12 protein-coding genes are annotated in these 16,971 nt (G+C 72.9%); 5 read left to right on the forward strand and 7 right to left on the reverse strand.

All coding sequences use genetic code 11. The features are described from left to right. Positions 1-410: 410 nt before the first annotated feature. Both AB0A90_RS30575 and otsB read left to right on the forward strand, forming a co-directional pair. Complete coding sequence (locus AB0A90_RS30575) at positions 411-1,811, forward strand: trehalose-6-phosphate synthase (RefSeq protein ID WP_030488230.1); 1,401 nt, start codon at positions 411-413, stop codon at positions 1,809-1,811. Between the two features lie 41 nt (positions 1,812-1,852). Continuing rightward, positions 1,853-4,417 carry a trehalose-phosphatase gene (gene otsB, locus AB0A90_RS30580; protein ID WP_357254772.1) on the forward strand — a complete coding sequence of 855 codons (2,565 nt, stop codon included), beginning with the start codon at positions 1,853-1,855 and terminating at the stop codon, positions 4,415-4,417. 52 nt (positions 4,418-4,469) lie between these two features. Here the strand turns inward: otsB and AB0A90_RS30585 are convergent, their stop codons facing one another. The 4 genes from AB0A90_RS30585 to cobC form a co-directional block, all read right to left on the reverse strand. After that, complete coding sequence (locus AB0A90_RS30585) at positions 4,470-5,756, reverse strand: hypothetical protein (protein ID WP_357254628.1); 1,287 nt, start codon at positions 5,754-5,756, stop codon at positions 4,470-4,472. Positions 5,757-6,003: 247 nt separating this feature from the next. Further along, on the reverse strand, positions 6,004-7,314 hold the full coding sequence (cobA, locus tag AB0A90_RS30590; RefSeq protein ID WP_357254629.1) for a uroporphyrinogen-III C-methyltransferase: 1,311 nt from the start codon (positions 7,312-7,314) through the stop codon (positions 6,004-6,006). Between the two features lie 40 nt (positions 7,315-7,354). Next, positions 7,355-8,440 (reverse strand): nicotinate-nucleotide--dimethylbenzimidazole phosphoribosyltransferase, encoded by a 1,086-nt coding sequence (gene cobT / locus AB0A90_RS30595; protein WP_357254774.1) that lies wholly within the window; start codon positions 8,438-8,440, stop codon positions 7,355-7,357. Then, a complete protein-coding gene (gene cobC, locus AB0A90_RS30600) occupies positions 8,440-9,525 on the reverse strand; it encodes an Rv2231c family pyridoxal phosphate-dependent protein CobC (protein ID WP_357254631.1) in 1,086 nt (361 codons plus the stop codon). Before cobC ends, cobT begins: the two co-directional genes overlap by 1 nt. Before the next feature lie 109 nt (positions 9,526-9,634). Between cobC and AB0A90_RS30605 the strand changes: the two genes are divergently transcribed. Continuing rightward, on the forward strand, positions 9,635-11,764 hold the full coding sequence (locus AB0A90_RS30605; protein WP_357254633.1) for a transglycosylase domain-containing protein: 2,130 nt from the start codon (positions 9,635-9,637) through the stop codon (positions 11,762-11,764). Between the two features lie 33 nt (positions 11,765-11,797). Here AB0A90_RS30605 and AB0A90_RS30610 read toward each other — a convergent pair whose 3' ends face one another. Beyond that, a complete protein-coding gene (locus AB0A90_RS30610; RefSeq protein WP_357254634.1) occupies positions 11,798-13,201 on the reverse strand; it encodes a cobyrinate a,c-diamide synthase in 1,404 nt (467 codons plus the stop codon). A 171-nt stretch (positions 13,202-13,372) separates the two neighbouring features. On the opposite strand from AB0A90_RS30610, the gene AB0A90_RS30615 reads away from it, so the two are divergent. Both AB0A90_RS30615 and AB0A90_RS30620 read left to right on the forward strand, forming a co-directional pair. Then, the gene (locus AB0A90_RS30615) at positions 13,373-14,194 is read left to right on the forward strand and encodes an SURF1 family protein (protein WP_357254636.1); all 822 of its coding nucleotides are present in this window, start codon (positions 13,373-13,375) and stop codon (positions 14,192-14,194) included. A gap of 123 nt (positions 14,195-14,317) precedes the next feature. Further along, on the forward strand, positions 14,318-14,998 hold the full coding sequence (locus AB0A90_RS30620) for a hypothetical protein (RefSeq protein ID WP_357254638.1): 681 nt from the start codon (positions 14,318-14,320) through the stop codon (positions 14,996-14,998). Positions 14,999-15,008: 10 nt separating this feature from the next. Here the strand turns inward: AB0A90_RS30620 and AB0A90_RS30625 are convergent, their stop codons facing one another. Both AB0A90_RS30625 and AB0A90_RS30630 read right to left on the reverse strand, forming a co-directional pair. Then, on the reverse strand, positions 15,009-16,601 hold the full coding sequence (locus AB0A90_RS30625) for an ATP-dependent DNA ligase (protein ID WP_357254776.1): 1,593 nt from the start codon (positions 16,599-16,601) through the stop codon (positions 15,009-15,011). Positions 16,602-16,729: 128 nt separating this feature from the next. Continuing rightward, positions 16,730-16,936: a hypothetical protein gene (locus AB0A90_RS30630; RefSeq protein WP_030333429.1), complete on the reverse strand. Its 207-nt coding sequence runs from the start codon at positions 16,934-16,936 to the stop codon at positions 16,730-16,732. Positions 16,937-16,971: the final 35 nt, after the last annotated feature.

The raw sequence follows: 16,971 nt of genomic DNA on the forward strand, positions 1-16,971 counted from the left end.
TCGGTTGCTGTCGCTGATCGGCGGCGCGGCGCGGGCCGAGAGATCCGCCCGCCGCCGCCGGCCGGGAGCCGGCCACGCGCACGCCATCGTCAATCCTGACAGGTACGCCGCGCTTCGCCCACATCACCCCGCCCCAGGAGTACGCCGAGAGCCCCGCCAGCCCATGATTCACTCGACTTTATGAAAATCGGGCCGTCCCCCGCGCCTGGATACCCCGAATTCACGAAACCGGAGTCGATCACCCCCCGCCGATCATCGACCTCTGATCGACGGGGCTGTCGACAAGATCACCCTGGGGATTTCGGCGCGTACGGGGCGGGTAGGAGACTCCGGCACGGGGCACAAGTAGCCGCAGCTACGCTCAGTACGCTCATCGCGGTGGACCCGTCAGTACCCGGAGGTGGCCGATCGTGACCGTCCGTAGCTCCTTTGTCGTAGTGGCGAACCGTCTGCCGGTCGACGAGGTGAGCACTCCCGAGGGCCGACAGTGGCGACGCAGCCCTGGCGGGCTGGTCACCGCGCTGCACCCTGTGCTCGCCGAACACCAGGGCACCTGGGTCGGCTGGGCCGGTGGCACCGGTGCCGCCCCCGAGCCGTTCGACCTGGAGGGGATCCGGCTGCACCCGGTCCCGCTCAGCGCCGAGGAGCTGGAGCGCTACTACGAGGGCCAGTCCAACGCGACGATCTGGCCGCTCTACCACGACGCGGTCGAGACACCGGCCTACAAGCGCCGCTGGCGGGAGGCGTACCGCCTGGTCAACGCCCGCTTCGCGGAGGCCGCCGCGGACGTGGCGGCCGAGGGCGCGACGGTCTGGGTGCAGGACTACCAGCTTCAGTTGGTCCCGGCGATGCTCCGTGAGCTGCGCCCGGACCTGCGGATCGGGTTCTTCCTGCACATCCCGTTCCCGCCGATCGAGCTGTTCATGCAGATGCCGTTCCGCACCGAGATCCTGCGCGGCCTGCTCGGCGCCGACCTGGTCGGCTTCCAGCAGCGGTTGGCCGCGCAGAACTTCGTCCGGCTGGCCCGGCACCTGCTCGGGCTGCGCTACGAGGGGCAGATGATCCAGGTCGACGGTCGGCAGGTGAAGGCGGGTGCCTTCCCCATCTCGATCGACACCCAGGAGATGGAGCGGATGGCCGCCGACCCGGCGATCCAGGCTCGGGCCAAGCAGATCCGCGCCGAGTTGGGCGATCCGAAGACGATAATCCTGGGCGTGGACCGGCTGGATTACACCAAGGGCATCGAGTTGCGACTCAAGGCCTTCCGCGAGCTACTTGCTGACGGAAAGTTGACAGTTCCCGACGCGGTTATGGTGCAGGTGGCCACGCCCAGCCGCGAGCGCGTCGAGCACTACCAGGCACTTCGGGTCAAGGTCGAGCGCGAGGTTGGCCGGATTAATGGTGAATTCGGCCGAGTCGGCGTGCCGGCCGTGCATTACCTGCATCAGTCGTACAGTCGCAGTGAACTCGCCGCGATGTACGTTGCCGCCGACGTGATGATGGTGACACCGCTACGCGACGGCATGAACCTGGTGGCCAAGGAGTACGTGGCGTCGCGCGCCGACCAGGGTGGCGCGCTCGTGCTCAGTGAGTTCGCCGGCGCCGCAACGGAGCTGCGTCAGGCATTCCTGTGTAACCCGCACGACCCGGACGCGGTCAAGGACGCCCTGCTCCGGGCAGTGCACGTGGAGAAAACCGAGGCACGCCGCCGGATGCGGACAATGCAACGTCACCTGCGTACCCACGACGTGGGCCACTGGGCCAAGTCCTTCCTCTCCGAGCTCGGAGTTCCCGAGGCGGAGGCCGAGTGAACACGACCGTCAACGATGGAGCGGCCACGGCCACCGGGGTGATGGACCCCGAGCTGCGCTCCGCCATCGGCCGGATCGCCCGGGTCCCCCAACTCCTGGTCGCCTGCGACTACGACGGCACACTGGCGCCGATCGTGGAGGACCCCAGCACCGCCGTACCACTGCCCGAGTCGGTGGCCGCGGTCCGCGCGCTCGCCGCGCTGCCGCAGACGACCGTGGCGGTCGTCTCCGGCCGGGCGCTGCGCGACCTGGCCGCGCTGTCCCGGCTGCCCAGCGAGGTGCACCTCGTCGGCAGCCACGGCTCCGAGTTCGACATCGGCTTCGTCGAGCGGCTCTCCCCCGAGCTGGTCGCGGTGCGCCAGCAGGTACGCAACGCGCTGCGCGACATCGCCTCCGCGCACCCGGGCATCCGGCTGGAGCGCAAGCCGGCAAGCGTCGCCGTGCACACCCGGGGGGTCGACCCGGAGGTCGCCGCCGCCGCCATCGAGGCGGTCCGCAACGGCCCGGCGACCTTCGACGGCGTCACCGTGACCCAGGGCAAGGAGGTCATCGAGCTCTCCGTCGTGGCCACCCACAAGGGCACCGCACTCGACCAACTGCGGACCCAGCTCGCCTCCAGCGCGGTGCTGTTCATCGGCGACGACATCACCGACGAGAACGCGTTCGGCCACCTGCACGGTCCCGACCTCGGCATCAAGATCGGCTCCGGGGACACCAAGGCCAGCTACCGGGTCGCCGACCCGCTGGAGGCCGCCCGCGCGCTGGCGCTGCTGCTGGAGACCCGTCGACACTGGCTGTTCGGCGAGCGGGCCGTGCCGATCGAGCGGCACTCCATGCTGGCCAACGGTCGTACCGTCGCTCTGCTCACCCCCGAAGCCAAGGTCAGCTGGCTCTGCCACCCCAAGCCGGACTCGGCGGCGATCTTCGCCGACCTGGTCGGTGGCAGCCCGGCCGGTCACTTCAGCGTCGCCCCGGAACGCGGCGGCATCCCGCTGGGTCAGCGCTACCGCTCCGGCACGATGACCGTGGAGACCCGCTGGTCCGGGCTCACCGTCACCGACTGGCTGGACAAGCCGGCCCGGGAGACCACTCCGGACGACAGCCCCGCGGTCATCACCGGCGACTCGACCCTGATCCGGGTGCTCACCGGCAGTGGCAAGGCCCGGGTGGAGTTCGCGCCGAGGCCGGAGTTCGGTCAGGTCGCCGTGCAGTTGCAGCCGCTCGGCGACGGCCTGCTGGTGCTCGGCTCCAACGAACCTGTCGCGCTCTACGCCCCCGGCGTGGAGTGGGAGGTCGGCAACGACGGCGGGTACGAGACCGCCAAGGCGATCGTCGACCTCTCCGCCGCCGGTGGGCAGGTCGTGCTGGAGTTGCGCTTCGGCACGCACAGCCTGGAACACCACCGGGTGCCGATCCACGAGCGGCAGGCCGCGGCCGAGCAGCCGTGGAAGGACTGGGTGGCCTCACTTCGGCTGCCGTCCACCGCCCGTGACCTGGTCGCGCGCAGCGCCCTCACCCTGCGCGGGCTCTGCCACGAGGCCACCGGCTCGATCCTGGCCGCGGCGACCACCTCGCTCCCCGAGGAGCTGGGCGGCGTCCGCAACTGGGACTACCGCTACTGCTGGCTGCGCGACGCCGCGCTGACCGCCCGCGCACTCGTCGACCTGGGCTCCGTCGAGGAGGCCGAGGCGCTGCTGCGCTGGGTGGACGGCTGCATCGAGCGCACCGGCGGCCACCCGGAGCGACTGCACCCGCTCTACACCATCGACGGGTACGAGCTGGGTGCCGAAGCGGTCATCGACACGCTGCCCGGGTACGCCGGCTCCCGGCCGGTCCGGGTCGGCAACCTCGCCAACCACCAGCTCCAACTCGACGTCTTCGGCCCGATCGCCGACCTGATCGCGGCCGTCGCCGACGCTCGCGGCTCGGTCCGCGAGGACGAGTGGCGGGTCCTGGAGAACATGGTCGAGGCGGTCCGTCGCCGTTGGCACGAGCCCGACCACGGCATCTGGGAGGCGCGGCTGCCACCACGGCACCACGTGTTCTCCAAGGTGATGTGCTGGATGACCGTCGACCGGGCGCTGCACGTGATGCGCGAACACGGCGGCGAGGACCGGCCGGAGTGGAAGGACCTGCGCGACCGGATCGGCGCCAACGTCCTGGAGCAGGGTTGGCACTCCGACGTCGAGGCGTACAGCGTCGCGTACGGGGACGAGGACATGGACGCCTCGTCACTCTGGATCGGGCTCTCCGGCCTGCTCCCGGGTGACGACCCGCGCTTCCTGTCCACCGTCCTGCGCATCGAGGCGGACCTGCGCAGCGGCCCGGTCGTCTACCGCTACCACTGGGACGACGGCCTGCCCGGCCGGGAGGGCGGCTTCCACATCTGCACGGCGTGGCTGATCGAGGCGTACCTGCGCACCGGCCGCCGCACCGACGCCGAGGAGCTGTTCGCACAGATGGTGCTCACCGCCGGCCCGACCGGGCTGCTCCCCGAGCAGTACGACCCGCTCGCCGAACGTGGGCTGGGCAACCACCCGCAGGCGTACAGCCACCTCGGACTGATCCGCTGTGCCCTGCTGCTGGACAACATGCTCAAGCAGTAGTTCGACCGCACGCACGACGACGGGGCCGGAGCGCATGCTCCGGCCCCGTCGGTCACTGCGGGTACGGCAGGGCCGGTTGCCACCCGTACAGGCGGACGCCGAGGTCGGTGGGCACCGTCCAGTGCGCGTACGGCAGCACCGCGCTGCTGCCCGTGTGGGTCAGGCACAGCAGTGGGGCGTCGCCGGTGTGGTCGAGCGCGAGCTTCGGTTTACGAGCCGCGCCGACGCCACCGAGGCCGAACAGGACAACCGGATCCCGCACCGGCAGCCCCAGTGCCTGCCGGCCGTCACGCCACCCTCGGTACGCCGCGTCCAGCCGCCACGGCGCGAGGTCGGCGAGACCGCGGTAGAGGTTCGCCACCCAGGTCGGGGTGAGTTCGGCGTCGGAGAGCCGGTACGGCACCCCGGCCAGCAACGAGTCGAGCTCCGGATCGGTCTCCACCCCGGCCGTGGTCAGCGCCTCGGGCAACGCGCCACGACGGACGGCCGCGACCGCGGGGGCGGCCTGCTCGACCCGATCGACCTGCCAGCGAAGCCCCACCGGGGTGGTCGCCTGTCGGCGGTCCCACAGCCAGCGGGCGCTGTCCCAGCGGTGCCGCTGGTTGGCCGGGATCAGCTCGTCGACGCCGACGACCAACTCCTCGCCCTCGACCCGTGCGGTGAGCCACCGACCCCGCAGGTGCGGCCGCTGCTCGCCGTAACCGGCCAGTGCGACCACCGCGGACCGCAGGTAGGCACCTGTGTTCCCGCGCGGGAAGTGCCAGCACAACGCGGACCTGTCGAGGGCGTCGAGGTCGGCGGCGGCCTCGTCCGACACCACACCGATCCGGACCTGCGGCGATGCCGCACCGGCTTGCCGGTTGTCGAACTGTCGACGGTCCCGGCGCTGCCGCGTCTCGGCCGGCTCGACCGACGGGCTGACCGAGTACGCCGCCTTCCTCCCGGCCCACCGCAGCACCTCCGCCCCGGCCGCCTGCGGGTCGCCGAAGAGCCGGAAGGCCAGCAGCTCGTGCTCGTCGGACCCGTCGTCCTCGGTCACCTGCAGCTCGTACACCAGGTCTCCGGGCGAGTCCAGGTCGTAGCCGGTGTGCGGGTCCCGGCCGAACTCGTTGCCGACGAGCGAGTCGCCCGGCTGTTGGCGGTAGCCACGGACCACCGTGACCAGGACGGCCCAGGAGCCGTCGGCGGCCGCGCACCGCAGCGTCCGGACCGGAGCAGCGCGCCATCGTGAGGGGAGGTCCTCGAAGGTGGTGGTCAGGCCCGGACCTGCGCACCGCAGCGCGACGGAGTTGAGCAGGTCCGTACGCCACGTCTCGTGCGGGTCCTTCACGGTGAGCATGAGCGACATTGTGTCCACCGCCACCGACAGCCCCGCCCCCGCGTCGGATCAACCAACAGCGACAACGGTCAGGGCCGCGCCGACCGCCAGATCGACCACCGCAGAACACCTTTGCTCTGCTTCAGTCCACGCACCAGAGCTGGCTTCGAAGTGTTGCGCGGGTTGAAGCAGAGCAAAGGGCGCAGAGGGACCACATGGTCCTCTGCCGTGGCACCTCACCCAGGCCCAACCCACCGTGTGCGCCTCCTCAGGCGTCGAGGGCCCCCACCACATCACCCAGCACGACGACGGCCGGCGGCCGCACATCGGCGGCGAGCGCGTCGGCGGCCACCTCGCCGAGCGTGGATCGCAGCACCCGCTGGGCACCTGTCGTGCCTTCCTGCACCACGGCGGCCGGCGTCTGCGGCGGTCGACCGTGGGCGATCAGGGTCTCGCTGATGGCCGCCAGGTTCTTCAGCCCCATCAGGATCACCAGGGTGCCGCGCAGCCCGGCCAGGGCGTCCCAGCGCACCAGCGAGGCCGGTGAGTCGGGTGCCACGTGCCCGGAGACCACTGTGAACTCGTGCGCCACCCCCCGATGGGTCACCGGAATCCCGGCCGCGGAGGGAGCGGCGATCGAGCTGGTCACCCCGGGCACCACGGTCACCGGCACCCCGGCCTTCGCGCACGCCAGCAGCTCCTCGCCGCCCCGGCCGAAGACGTACGGGTCACCGCCCTTGAGCCGCACCACGATCGCACCAGCCAGCGCGCGGTCGACCAGGATCTGGTTGATCTCCTCCTGGGCCCGGGACGGTCCGTAGGGGATCTTCGAGGCGTCCACCAGCTCGACGTCCGGGCGCAACTCGTCGAGGAGCAGCCCGGGCACCAACCGGTCGGCGACCACCACGTCGGCCTCGGTGAGCAGTCGCCAACCCTTCACGGTGATCAGCTCCGGGTCCCCCGGCCCCGCCCCGACCAGCGCCACCCGCCCGACTGGCCGCCCGTCGGCCGCTCCGGCGGCACCGGCTGCACCGGCCGCACGGGTAGCACCGGCCGCACGGGTCGCACCGGTCGCGCTCGCACCGTCGGGCCGGCTCCGCGTCGGAGCGATTCCGTCCGGTGCCAGGCGGACGGCGAGGAGGTCACGGATGGCGTCGCGGACGGTCATCGCCCGGCGGGGGTCACCACCGCCGAGCACCGCCACGGTGACCGGGCCGTGCCGGGTCACCGCCGGGGTCCAGGCGGTGGCGGCCGTCCGGTCGTCAGCCCGGACGCAGAAGATCCGCCGCTCGGCGGCGACGGCGCTCACCGAGGCCGCCGCCATCGGGTCGTCGATCGCCACCTGGACCAGCCAGGCGCCGTCCAGGTCCTCGGGCAGGAACCGGCGCGGCACCCAGTGCAGCCGCCCCGCGTCGACGCGGGCGCGCAGCGCCGGGGTCAGCTCCGGGGCCACCAGCAGGACGTCCGCGCCGGCGTCCAGCAGCGCGGGCACCCGCCGGGTGGCGACCGCGCCGCCACCCACCACGACCACCCGCCGCCCGTCGAGCCGCAAACCAAGGGGGTACGGATTGGAGGTCACGCCGCACCTCCGAGGCGGACGGCTCGCTCGCTGCGCGTTGTCACTTCTCCGCCACCCCGGCGGAGTCGAAGGTGGCCACCTCGTGCAGCACCCGAACCGCGCCGGTGACCACCGGCAGCGCCAGCAACGCGCCGGTGCCCTCACCGAGGCGCAACCCCAGGTCGATCAGCGGGTCGAGGCCGAGGTGCCGCAGCGCCGCGGTCGCACCCGGCTCGGCCGAGCGGTGCCCGGCGACCATGGCGCAGACCGCGTCCGGGGCGAACGCGGCGGCAGCCAGTGCGGCCGAGACCGCGATCACGCCGTCCAGCAGCACCGGCGTACGGCGGGCGGCGGCACCCAGGATCAGCCCGGCCAGCGCGGCGTGCTCCAGGCCACCGACGGCGGCCAGCACACCCAGCGGGTCGGCCGGGTCGGGCGCGTGCCGGGCCAGCGCGGCGCGCACCACGGCAACCTTGTGCGCGTAGGTCGGGTCGTCGATGCCGGTGCCCCGCCCGGTGGCGTCGAGCGGGTCGGCGCCGGTGAACGCGGCGATCAGCGTGGCGGCCGGGGTGGTGTTGCCGATGCCCATGTCGCCGGTGAGCAGGATGTCGGCTCCGGCGTCGATCAGCTCGTCGGCGATCCGGATGCCGGTCCGCACCGCCGCCAGCGCCTCGTCCCGGGTGAGTGCGGCGGTCACCGTGAAATCGCGGGTGCCCCGGCGGACCGACGCGACAACCAGCCGAGGCACCGCCGGGTCGAGCACGGAAGCGTCGGCGGGCGGTCCGGCGGGCAGCGGGGTGGCCACCCCGACGTCGACCACGGTGACCGACGCGCCGGCCTGCCGGGCGAACGCGTTGACCACCGCCCCGCCGGCCAGGAAGCTGCCGATCATCTGGCCGGTGACCTCCTGCGGCCAGGGGCTCACCCCCTGGGCGTGCACTCCGTGGTCGCCCGCGAAGATCGCTACCGCGGCCCGCTCGGGCAGCGGTGGCGGGCAGGCCCCGGCCAGGCCGGCGAGGCGTACCGACAGCTCTTCCAGGGCGCCCAGCGAGCCCGCCGGCTTGGTCAGCCGGCCGTGCAGCTCGCGGGCGGCGGCCATGGCCGCGTCGTCCGCCGGGCGGATCGCCGCGATCGTGGTTTCCAGCATCATGCCTCCATGGTCTCGCGCAGCACGTCGACGAACGCGTCGCTGGTGTTCCGGTCCCGTACCGCCACCCGCAGCCAGTCTGGGCCGAGGCCGGGGAAGGTGTCGCCCCGGCGCACCGCCCAGCCGCGCTCACGAAGGGCGGCCCGGATCGCTGTCGCGCCCGGCAGGTGCAGCAGGACGAACGCGCTGGCCGGGCGGCCGACGACGCGTACACCGGGCAGGTCGGCGAGGCGGGCGACCAGGTGGTCGCGGTCGGCGGCGAGATCGGCGGCGATCGCGCGCTCGGCCTGAACCGCGACGTCGGTGGCGCAGGCCGCGGCGGCGGCCAGCGCGGGGGTGGAGACGGCCCAGAGCGGCTGGACGGCGGCCAGCCGGGCCAGCAGGTCCGGTGCCCCGAGCAGGTAGCCGATCCGGAGGCCGGCCAGGCCCCACGTCTTGGTGAGGCTACGCAGGACGAGTAGGCCGGGCAGGTCCCGCCGCTCGGCCAGCGACTCCGGTTCGCCGGGGTGCCCGGGGGCGGTGGTGGTGTCGGCGAACGCCTCGTCGACCACCAGCACCCGGCCGGGGCGGGCCAGCGCGGCCACCGTCCGCGCGGGGTGCAGCACCGACGTCGGGTTCGTGGGGTTGCCGATCATCACCAGGTCGGCGTCGGCGGGCACCCGGGACGGGTCGAGCCGGAAGTCGTCGGCGGCGTCCAGCAGCACCCGCTCGACCGGGTGTCCGGCGGCCCGCAGCGCCGCCTCCGGCTCGGTGAACTGGGGGTGCACCACCACCGGCCGGCGCACCCCGCGCAACGCCTGGGCGATCAGCACGAAGCCCTCGGCGGCGCCGGCGGTGAGCAGCACCTCGTTCGGGTGACGGCGGTGTCGGGCCGCGACCGCCGCCCGGGCCGGCAGCGGATCCGGATAGTGGGCCAACTCGGTCAGGGTCGCGGCGATCGGCCCGGCCAACCAGGCGGGAGCCGGTGCCTGCCGGACGTTGACGGCGAGGTCGATCAGCCCGTCGCCGACCTCCGCGTCGCCGTGGTGCGCGAGGTCCGGCTCGACCCCGGCGGTGGCGGCCACCCCGCTCGGCTGATCAGACATGCCCGCGATCCTGCCGGGAAGGTGGCCGGTGGGACAGTAAGCCGCGTCACCACTCGCCGGTTTAAGAGTTCTTCTCAGGTACGAATCGGAAATGTCATAACTTGGCCATGTGAGTAACCGACCCCTTGCTGCCGCTGGTCGACTCGTTCCTCTTCTCCGCGCCGGACTGATCGCCGGAATCGTGATCGCCGCCGCCGCGTACCCACTCGTCGCCCTCACCGGGCTCGGCGCGAAGGCCACCGCGCACGCCGTGGAGCAGAAGACCAGAGTGCTGACCACCGCCCTGCCCGCCGAGACCTCCTACGTCTACGCCCCGGACGGCAAGACCGTGCTGACCATGTTCTACGAGGAGTACCGGCAGTACACCAAGCTGTCGGACATGTCGCCGAACATCCAGCAGGCGATCATCGCCGCCGAGGACTCGCGCTTCTACCAGCACCACGGTGTCGACCCGAAGGGCGTGGCCCGCGCCTTCGTGTCCAATGCCCGCTCCGGCGGCTCCCAGGGTGCGTCGACCCTGACCATGCAGTACGTCCGGATGGCACTGCGGGACAGCGCGACCACGCCCAAGGAGGTCCAGGAAGCCACCCAGCAGACCAGCCTGCGCAAGGTCAAGGAAATGCGGATGGCGATGGACCTGGAGAAGGAGCTGAGCAAGGAACAGATCATGGAGCGCTACCTCAACTCGGCGTACTTCGGGCACCGGGCGTACGGCATCTACGCGGCCAGCGAGATCTTCTTCTCCAAGACCCCGAAGGACCTCACCCCGGTGGAGGCCGCCACCCTCGCCGGGCTGGTCAAGTCCCCGTCCGAGTACGACCCGGCCGACTCCGACCAGAAGGAGGCCACCGGGCGGCGGGACTACGTGCTGGACCGGATGAGCCAACTCGGTTACCTCTCCCCCGACTCGGCCGCCGCCGCGAAGGCCGAGCCGATCCGGCTGAAGCTGACCACCCCGCCGCACGACTGCGCGGCGGTGGCGGAGAAGTACAACAGCTGGGGCTTCGCCTGCGACTACCTGAAGAACTGGTGGAGCGCGCAGCCCGCCTTCGGCGCCAACCCGCTGGAACGGATGGACAAGTTGCGCCGGGGCGGCTACCGGATCGTGCTCAGCCTCGACCCGAAGGTCCAGGCGGCGGCGGAGAAGAACGTCGGCAGCAAGGAGGCCACCGGCAGCCCGTTCGCCAACGGGATCGTGGTCTCCGAGCCAGGCACCGGCCGGGTGAAGGCGATGGCGGTGAACCGGACGTACTCGCTGGATCTCAGCGAGAACCCGCAGAGTTCCAACCCCGAGGCCGGGCCGAAGGTGAAGGCCAACTACCCGAACACGGTGGCGCCGCTGCTCGGTGGCGGTGACCTGGCGGGCTACCAGGCCGGGTCGACGTTCAAGATGTTCCCGATGCTGGCCGCGCTGGACTCGGGGATGACGCTCTCCACCTCGTTCAACGCCCCGCACCGCTACCGGTCGCCCGTCTACGACGGCTGGGCGCCCTCCAACGCCAGCGGCGCCATGACCGGCCAGCAGACCATGTGGTCCGGCTTCGGCAAATCGGTGAACACGTACTTCGTGTGGCTGGAGGAGAAGGTCGGCGCGGACCGGGCGGTCCGGTTGGCCGAGCAGCTCGGGCTGCGGTGGCGCACCGACGTCGACCGGGACCACGCGTCCCCGGAGAAGGCGAAGAAGTGGGGCGCGTTCACCCTGGGCGTCTCCGACGCCACCCCGCTGGAGATGGCGAACGCCTACGCCGCCATCGCCGCCGACGGCCGCTACTGCGAGGCGATCCCGGTTCAGGCGATCATGAACCGGGACGGCACACCCGCCACGTACGCCACGCCGGGTGGCCTCCACCGGGAGGTGGCCAAGCCACGCTGCCGGCAGGTGGTGAGTGCGGACGCCGCCCGGGCGGCCACCGACGCCGCCCGCTGCCCGACCGGAGACACCCCGGCGCGCGGTAGCTGCGGCGGCTGGTCCACCGCCGACAGCGTGCGAGGCACGGTCGGACGCCCGGTGGCCGGCAAGACCGGTACGACCGACAGCACCCGGTCCGCCTGGTTCGTCGGCTACACCCCGGAGCTGGCCGCGGCGAGCTTCATCTCCGACCCGGACAATCCGTTCAACGCCGTGGGTGACGGGCAGTCCCAGATCCCGATCAAGGCGGTCTCGGAAACCCTCCGCGACGGCCTGAAGGGCACACCGACCCGCCAGTTCACCCCACCGTCGGACGCGATCGTCGGCTGACCCGACGGCGGCGGCGCACCGCCACCCGAGGAGTCAGGCCGGCACCCCGCCGGACTCCACGGGCACCACCTCGGCCGTCGGGTCGGCCGCCGCGGCGGCGACCAACCGGGCGGCCGTGGCCGGATGACCGGCCCAGTGCAGGGTGAGCTGCGAGGCGTGCACGTTGCGCCAGACGAAGCCCTCCGGCGTGCCGCCCTCCCAGCTCCACGCCGGGCGCTGACCAGCACGGGGGGTGAGCACCGCCCGGTGCGCCTTGTGGCCGACAAGCACCGTGCCGTGGGCGGCGACCACGCTGTCGGTCTGGGCGGTCGCCTCCCGGTAGCCGGCCACCAGGCCGTCCCGACTGACACCGACCGCGTCGAGGACCCCACACATCGGCAGCCCGTCCAGCTCGCGGGCCAGCCAGAGCAGTCCGGCGCCCTCGGCGATCACCGGACGGCCGGTCCGCGCCAACTCGGCCACCGCGATGCAGAGCCGCCGGTTGGCCGACAACTGCTCGGCGTACGCCTCGGGCAACGCGCCGCCGACGACAAGCGCGCGGGTGCCGACCGGCAGCGCCTCGTCGCGCAGCGGGTCGACGACGACGACCTCCGCGCCGGCAGCCCGCAGCAGTTCGGTGGTCTCCGGGTGGCTGAAGCTGCCGCCCGGCCCACCGGCAACCGCCACCAGCGGCCGGTTCGCCGGGGGCGGGAACGCCCCGAGGGCCTCCTCGGGAGACCAGGCCGGTGCCGGCAGCGGCGGGGCCGAGCGGGCCAGCCCGAGAAGCCGTTCCAGATCCACCGTGGCGGCGACGGCCTCGCCCAGCCGGCTGACCGCACGGACGGCGTCGGCCGACCCGTCGACCACCGGCGCCACCCCGTGCCGCCGCGACGGCAGCACCGCCGGCAGGTCCTGGCGACGCAGCGCGCCGTAGACCGGCACCCCCACGTCGTCCAGCGCCTCGCGCAGCATTCCCTCGTGCCGCGACGACGCCACCCGGTTGAGGATCACCCCACCGAGCCACAACTGCTCGTCGTACGAACGGAAACCGTGCACCAGGGCCGCCACCGACTGACCCATCGCGGCCACATCGACAACGAGCACCACCGGGCTGCGCAGCGCGGCTGCCGCGGCGGCGGTGGACTCCTGTTCGGGGCGGCCACCGACCGAGTCGTACAGCCCCATGCTGCCCTGCACCACGGCGAGCCCGGCACCGGCCGCGCCGTGCGCCACCAGCGGTGCGAGCCGGTCGGTGCCGACCAGCCGGGGATCGATCACCCGACCTGGCCGACCGGCGGCCAGACCGAGGTACGCGGCGTCGACGTGGTCCGGCCCGAGCTTGAACCCGGCGACGTCGACCCCACGCTCAGCCAGGGCGGCGAGCAGCCCGATCGCCAGCGCGTTCTTACCGTGCCCGGAGGACGGCGCGCTGAGCACCAGGCGCGGCACGACGGTCATCATCGACTCCTCGCGAGCGGCGGCGGGTACGCGACGGGGACGACCGCGGCCGATCCGTCGGCGTGACGATACCCGCCCCGTTGTCGAGGCGAGCACCGCCAACCGGGGCCGGCGGCGCGGTCGCGGCCCGGTCCAGGTCAGTGGTGCCGGTCATACGGGTAGCCTCGTGCTGTGTACCGGTTCCTGCTGAGCCCACGCTGGCTGGGCGCTCTCGCGCTGACCCTGGTCGCCGCCGCCGTGATGGTGTTCCTCGGCAACTGGCAGCTGGACCGCTACCGGGGGCGTACCGAGGTCAACGAGCGGATCGACGCGGGTCAGCGGATGACCCCGACGCCGCTGTCCGTCGCCCTGCGTGCCCCCACCGGCGGCGCGGGGACGGTCGGCCCCGCGCCGGCCGAGGACAGGGTCTGGAGCCGGGTCACCGTCACCGGCCGTTACGACCCGACGAACACCGTGCTGGTCCGTGGCCGGACGGTGGACAGCCGGGTCGGCTTCGAGGTGCTCACCCCACTGGTGCTCGCGGACGGCACGGCGCTGCTCGTGGATCGGGGTTGGATCCCGCCGGCGCCGGGTGGGGCGACCGCCCAGCCGTCGGTACCCGCCGTGCCGACCGGCGATGTGACGGTGGTCGGTCGGGTGCACGAGACCGAGAGCGGCGCCGGCGCGGTGGCGCGGCGCGACGGGCGACTGGAGATCCGCCGGATCGGTGTGTCACGACTCGCTGGCGAGCTGCCCTACCCCGTCTACGGCGCGTACCTGCTGCTCGACGAGCAGACCCCGGCGGCCGATCCGGTGTTCAAGGCGGTGCCCGTCGGGCACGCCAACAACTGGCAGAACTTCGGCTACGTCGTGCAGTGGTGGCTCTTCGCGGTGATGTCCCTGTTCGGCTACGGCTGGGTGGCGCGCCGGGAGGCCCGCCGCGCCGCCGGGATCGGTGTCACCGCGGCCCCGGTGGACCGCGCCGCCGAGCCGACGCCGAGCGCGACCGCCTGACCGAGGCCCGAGGTCGGCGCGTCGGCGTCGGCGTCGGCGTCCCAAACAGACACTCGGGGGCATGCGGGACGACAGGGCAGCCGGTAGCCTGCGCCACGTGACGATCCCGTGTTGGAGGTCTCGGTGAGTTCGGATCCCACGGCCGCGCAGCCGGAGCCGGTGACCCAACCGCAACCGCCGATCGATCCGTGGACCGCCGCGTCGTCGACCGAGCCGCTGCCGACCACCCCGCCGACGACACCCTTCCCGAGCGTGCCGCCGCAGGCCACACCGCCGTTTTCGGCGCCGCCGTATCCGGCGCAGCCGTCATCGTTCTCGTCGCCGCCCGCGACGCCGTTCTCCGGCCCGCCCGCGCAGCACGCGACGCCGCCCGGCGGGGCGTGGCCGGCGGCCGGGCCGTACCCTCCGTCGCCGGTGTCGGCGCACCCGGCGGCGCTCGCGTTCGGCGGGCCGGAGGTGGTCGCGGTGCAGATCGCCGAGATCGCGGTCTGCCCGCCGGTCATCCGCACGCCCACCGGAGTGCTGCCGTTGGCCGGTGCCACCTGGCACGTGGCCGACTACTGGCAGCGCGAGGAGAAGGTGGCGACCTGGGCGCTGGTCTGCGCCATCGTCGGGTTCTTCTGCCTGTTCGTCTTGAGTCTGCTGTTCCTGCTGGTCAAGGAGACCCGGCACCACGGCACAGTGCAGGTGACGGTCACCAACGGCCCGCAGCAGTACGTGGCCCGGATTCCGGTCGCCGATCAGGCTCAGGTGGCGCACATCAACAACCAGGTGAACTACGCGAGGTCGTTGTCCGGAAGGTGACCCGGGCCGGTCAGCCGACGGGACGGCCGGTGTGGATGGCGCGGACCGCGTCGATGGTGTCCGCCTCGGCGGCGGACTTGTCGTCGCGGTACCGCACGACCCGGGCGAACCGCAGCGCCATCCCCCCGGGATAGCGCGAGCTGGTCTGCACCCCGTCGAAGGCGATCTCCACCACCTGCTCGGGGCGGACCCGCACCACCCAGTCGCCGCGCTCCACGGCGAGGTCGAGGAAACGCTCGGTCTGCCAGCGCAGCAACTCGTCGGTGAGCCCCTTGAACGTCTTGCCGAGCATGACGAAGCCACCCGTCTGCGGGTCGCGCGCACCCAGATGCAGGTTGGACAGCCAGCCCTTGCGCCGCCCGCTGCCCCACTCGACGGCGAGCACCACCAGGTCGAGGGTGTGCCGGGGCTTGACCTTGACCCAGGCGGCACCGCGCCGGCCGGCGTCGTAGGGGGCATCCGGCGCCTTGACCACCACGCCCTCCTGCCCGGCGTCGAGCGCGGCGGCGAACGCGGCGGCGGCCTGCTCCGGGCCGTCGACCTCCATCCGCCCGACCAGCAGCGACGAATCCACCGCACCGGCGAGGGCGGCCCACCGTTCGCGGCCGGGCAGGTCGATCAGATCTTGACCGTCGAGGTGCAGCAGGTCGAAGAAGTACGGAGTGAGCACCGTCGCGCCCGTGCTGGCGGCGGCCGCGAGCACCGCCGGGGCGACAGGTGTGCGCCCGGTGGTGCTCGGGGTGGTGCGGCGGGCGGCCCGGCTCGATGTCTGCTGGAACGGCAGTGGTCGCCCGGTCTCGTCGAGACCGATCGCCTCCCCGTCGAGCACCAACTCCCGCCCCGGCAGGGACCGGACCGCGGCGACCACCTCGGGCACCCGGGCGGTGATCTCGTCGAGGCTGCGGGTGAAGACGGCGATGTCCGCGCCGGAGCGGTGCACCTGGATGCGGATGCCGTCGAGCTTCACGTCGACCACCGCCGGCGTGCCCGTCGCGGCGAGCGCCTCGTCGACCGAGGGGGCGCTCTGCGCGAGCATCGGCGCCAACGGTCGGCCGACCCGCAGGCCGAAGCCGGCCAGCTCGGCAGCTCCTCCGGCCAGCGCGGCCACCGCCACGGCGCGCAGGTCACCGGCGAGCAGCAGCGCCCGACGGACCGCGGCCACCGGCACGTCGGCGGCCCGCGCCACCGCGTCGGCGAGAAGACCGGCCTGGGCGCCCTGCCGCAGCTCGCCACTGAACAGACCGGTGAGCAGACGCTGCTCGTCGGCCGTCGCCGCCGCGTAGAGGGCACCGAGCAGCGCCCGACGCCGAGTCTGTGAACCGGTGCCGTGCACCGCGGCGATCTGCGCGATGGCCGCGTCGACGGCGGCCACGGTCAGCGTCGGCTCGGCGGCCGGTGGCGGCAGGTCACGAAGGCTCGCATAGCCCACCCCGGTCTGCCGTTGGCGCAGCTCACCCGCGAGGTAGCCGGCACCGGGCTCGACCTCGGCCGGGTCGAGCCGGCGCAACGCGTCAGCGAGCAGCTCCACCTTGGCCCGTCGGCCGCTGGTGGCGCCGACGGCCGCGGACGTCGCTGCCAGATCGAGGAACCGCACGCCGCCCATCCTGCCAGTCACCTCCGACACCGCCCGGGCATTGCCGTGCCCGGGCGGTGTCGGCGGGGTGCCGCCCACCTGCGCGGACGACGGTTCGGGGCCTGCGGCAGGCCGTCCAGGCCTCAGGAAACAGGCGGCTAGGCGGAGACGGGCTCCTCGATGCGCAACCCCCGCGCACGGACCTCGCCAGCGACCCGGGAGAGCACCGAGTCGAGGGCGACCAGAGCGGCGGAGAGCTCACCGAGCTGTTCGTTGAGCGTGTCCTCGGACCACGCGGAGACGTCGACATCTCCCAGTGCGCTGACGGCGGCCCCCAACCGGGCCATCACCTCGTTCGTACTCATGTACGAAAGGCTATAACAGCCAGCCATCCGACACG

Source organism: Micromonospora sp. NPDC049204 (genome assembly GCF_040647935.1).
In the GTDB taxonomy this organism is placed as follows: Bacteria; Actinomycetota; Actinomycetes; order Mycobacteriales; family Micromonosporaceae; genus Micromonospora.

Excerpts from the sequence above, each read along its gene's own strand:
- otsB (WP_357254772.1), top strand. The coding sequence starts at position 1,853 with ATGGACCCCGAGCTGCGCTCCGCCATCGGCCGGATCGCCCGGGTCCCC.
- AB0A90_RS30630 (WP_030333429.1), bottom strand. The coding sequence starts at position 16,936 with ATGAGTACGAACGAGGTGATGGCCCGGTTGGGGGCCGCCGTCAGCGCA.
- AB0A90_RS30610 (WP_357254634.1), bottom strand. The coding sequence starts at position 13,201 with ATGACCGTCGTGCCGCGCCTGGTGCTCAGCGCGCCGTCCTCCGGGCAC.
- cobT (WP_357254774.1), bottom strand. The coding sequence starts at position 8,440 with ATGCTGGAAACCACGATCGCGGCGATCCGCCCGGCGGACGACGCGGCC.
- AB0A90_RS30625 (WP_357254776.1), bottom strand. The coding sequence starts at position 16,601 with ATGGGCGGCGTGCGGTTCCTCGATCTGGCAGCGACGTCCGCGGCCGTC.
- AB0A90_RS30585 (WP_357254628.1), bottom strand. The coding sequence starts at position 5,756 with ATGCTCACCGTGAAGGACCCGCACGAGACGTGGCGTACGGACCTGCTC.
- cobC (WP_357254631.1), bottom strand. The coding sequence starts at position 9,525 with ATGTCTGATCAGCCGAGCGGGGTGGCCGCCACCGCCGGGGTCGAGCCG.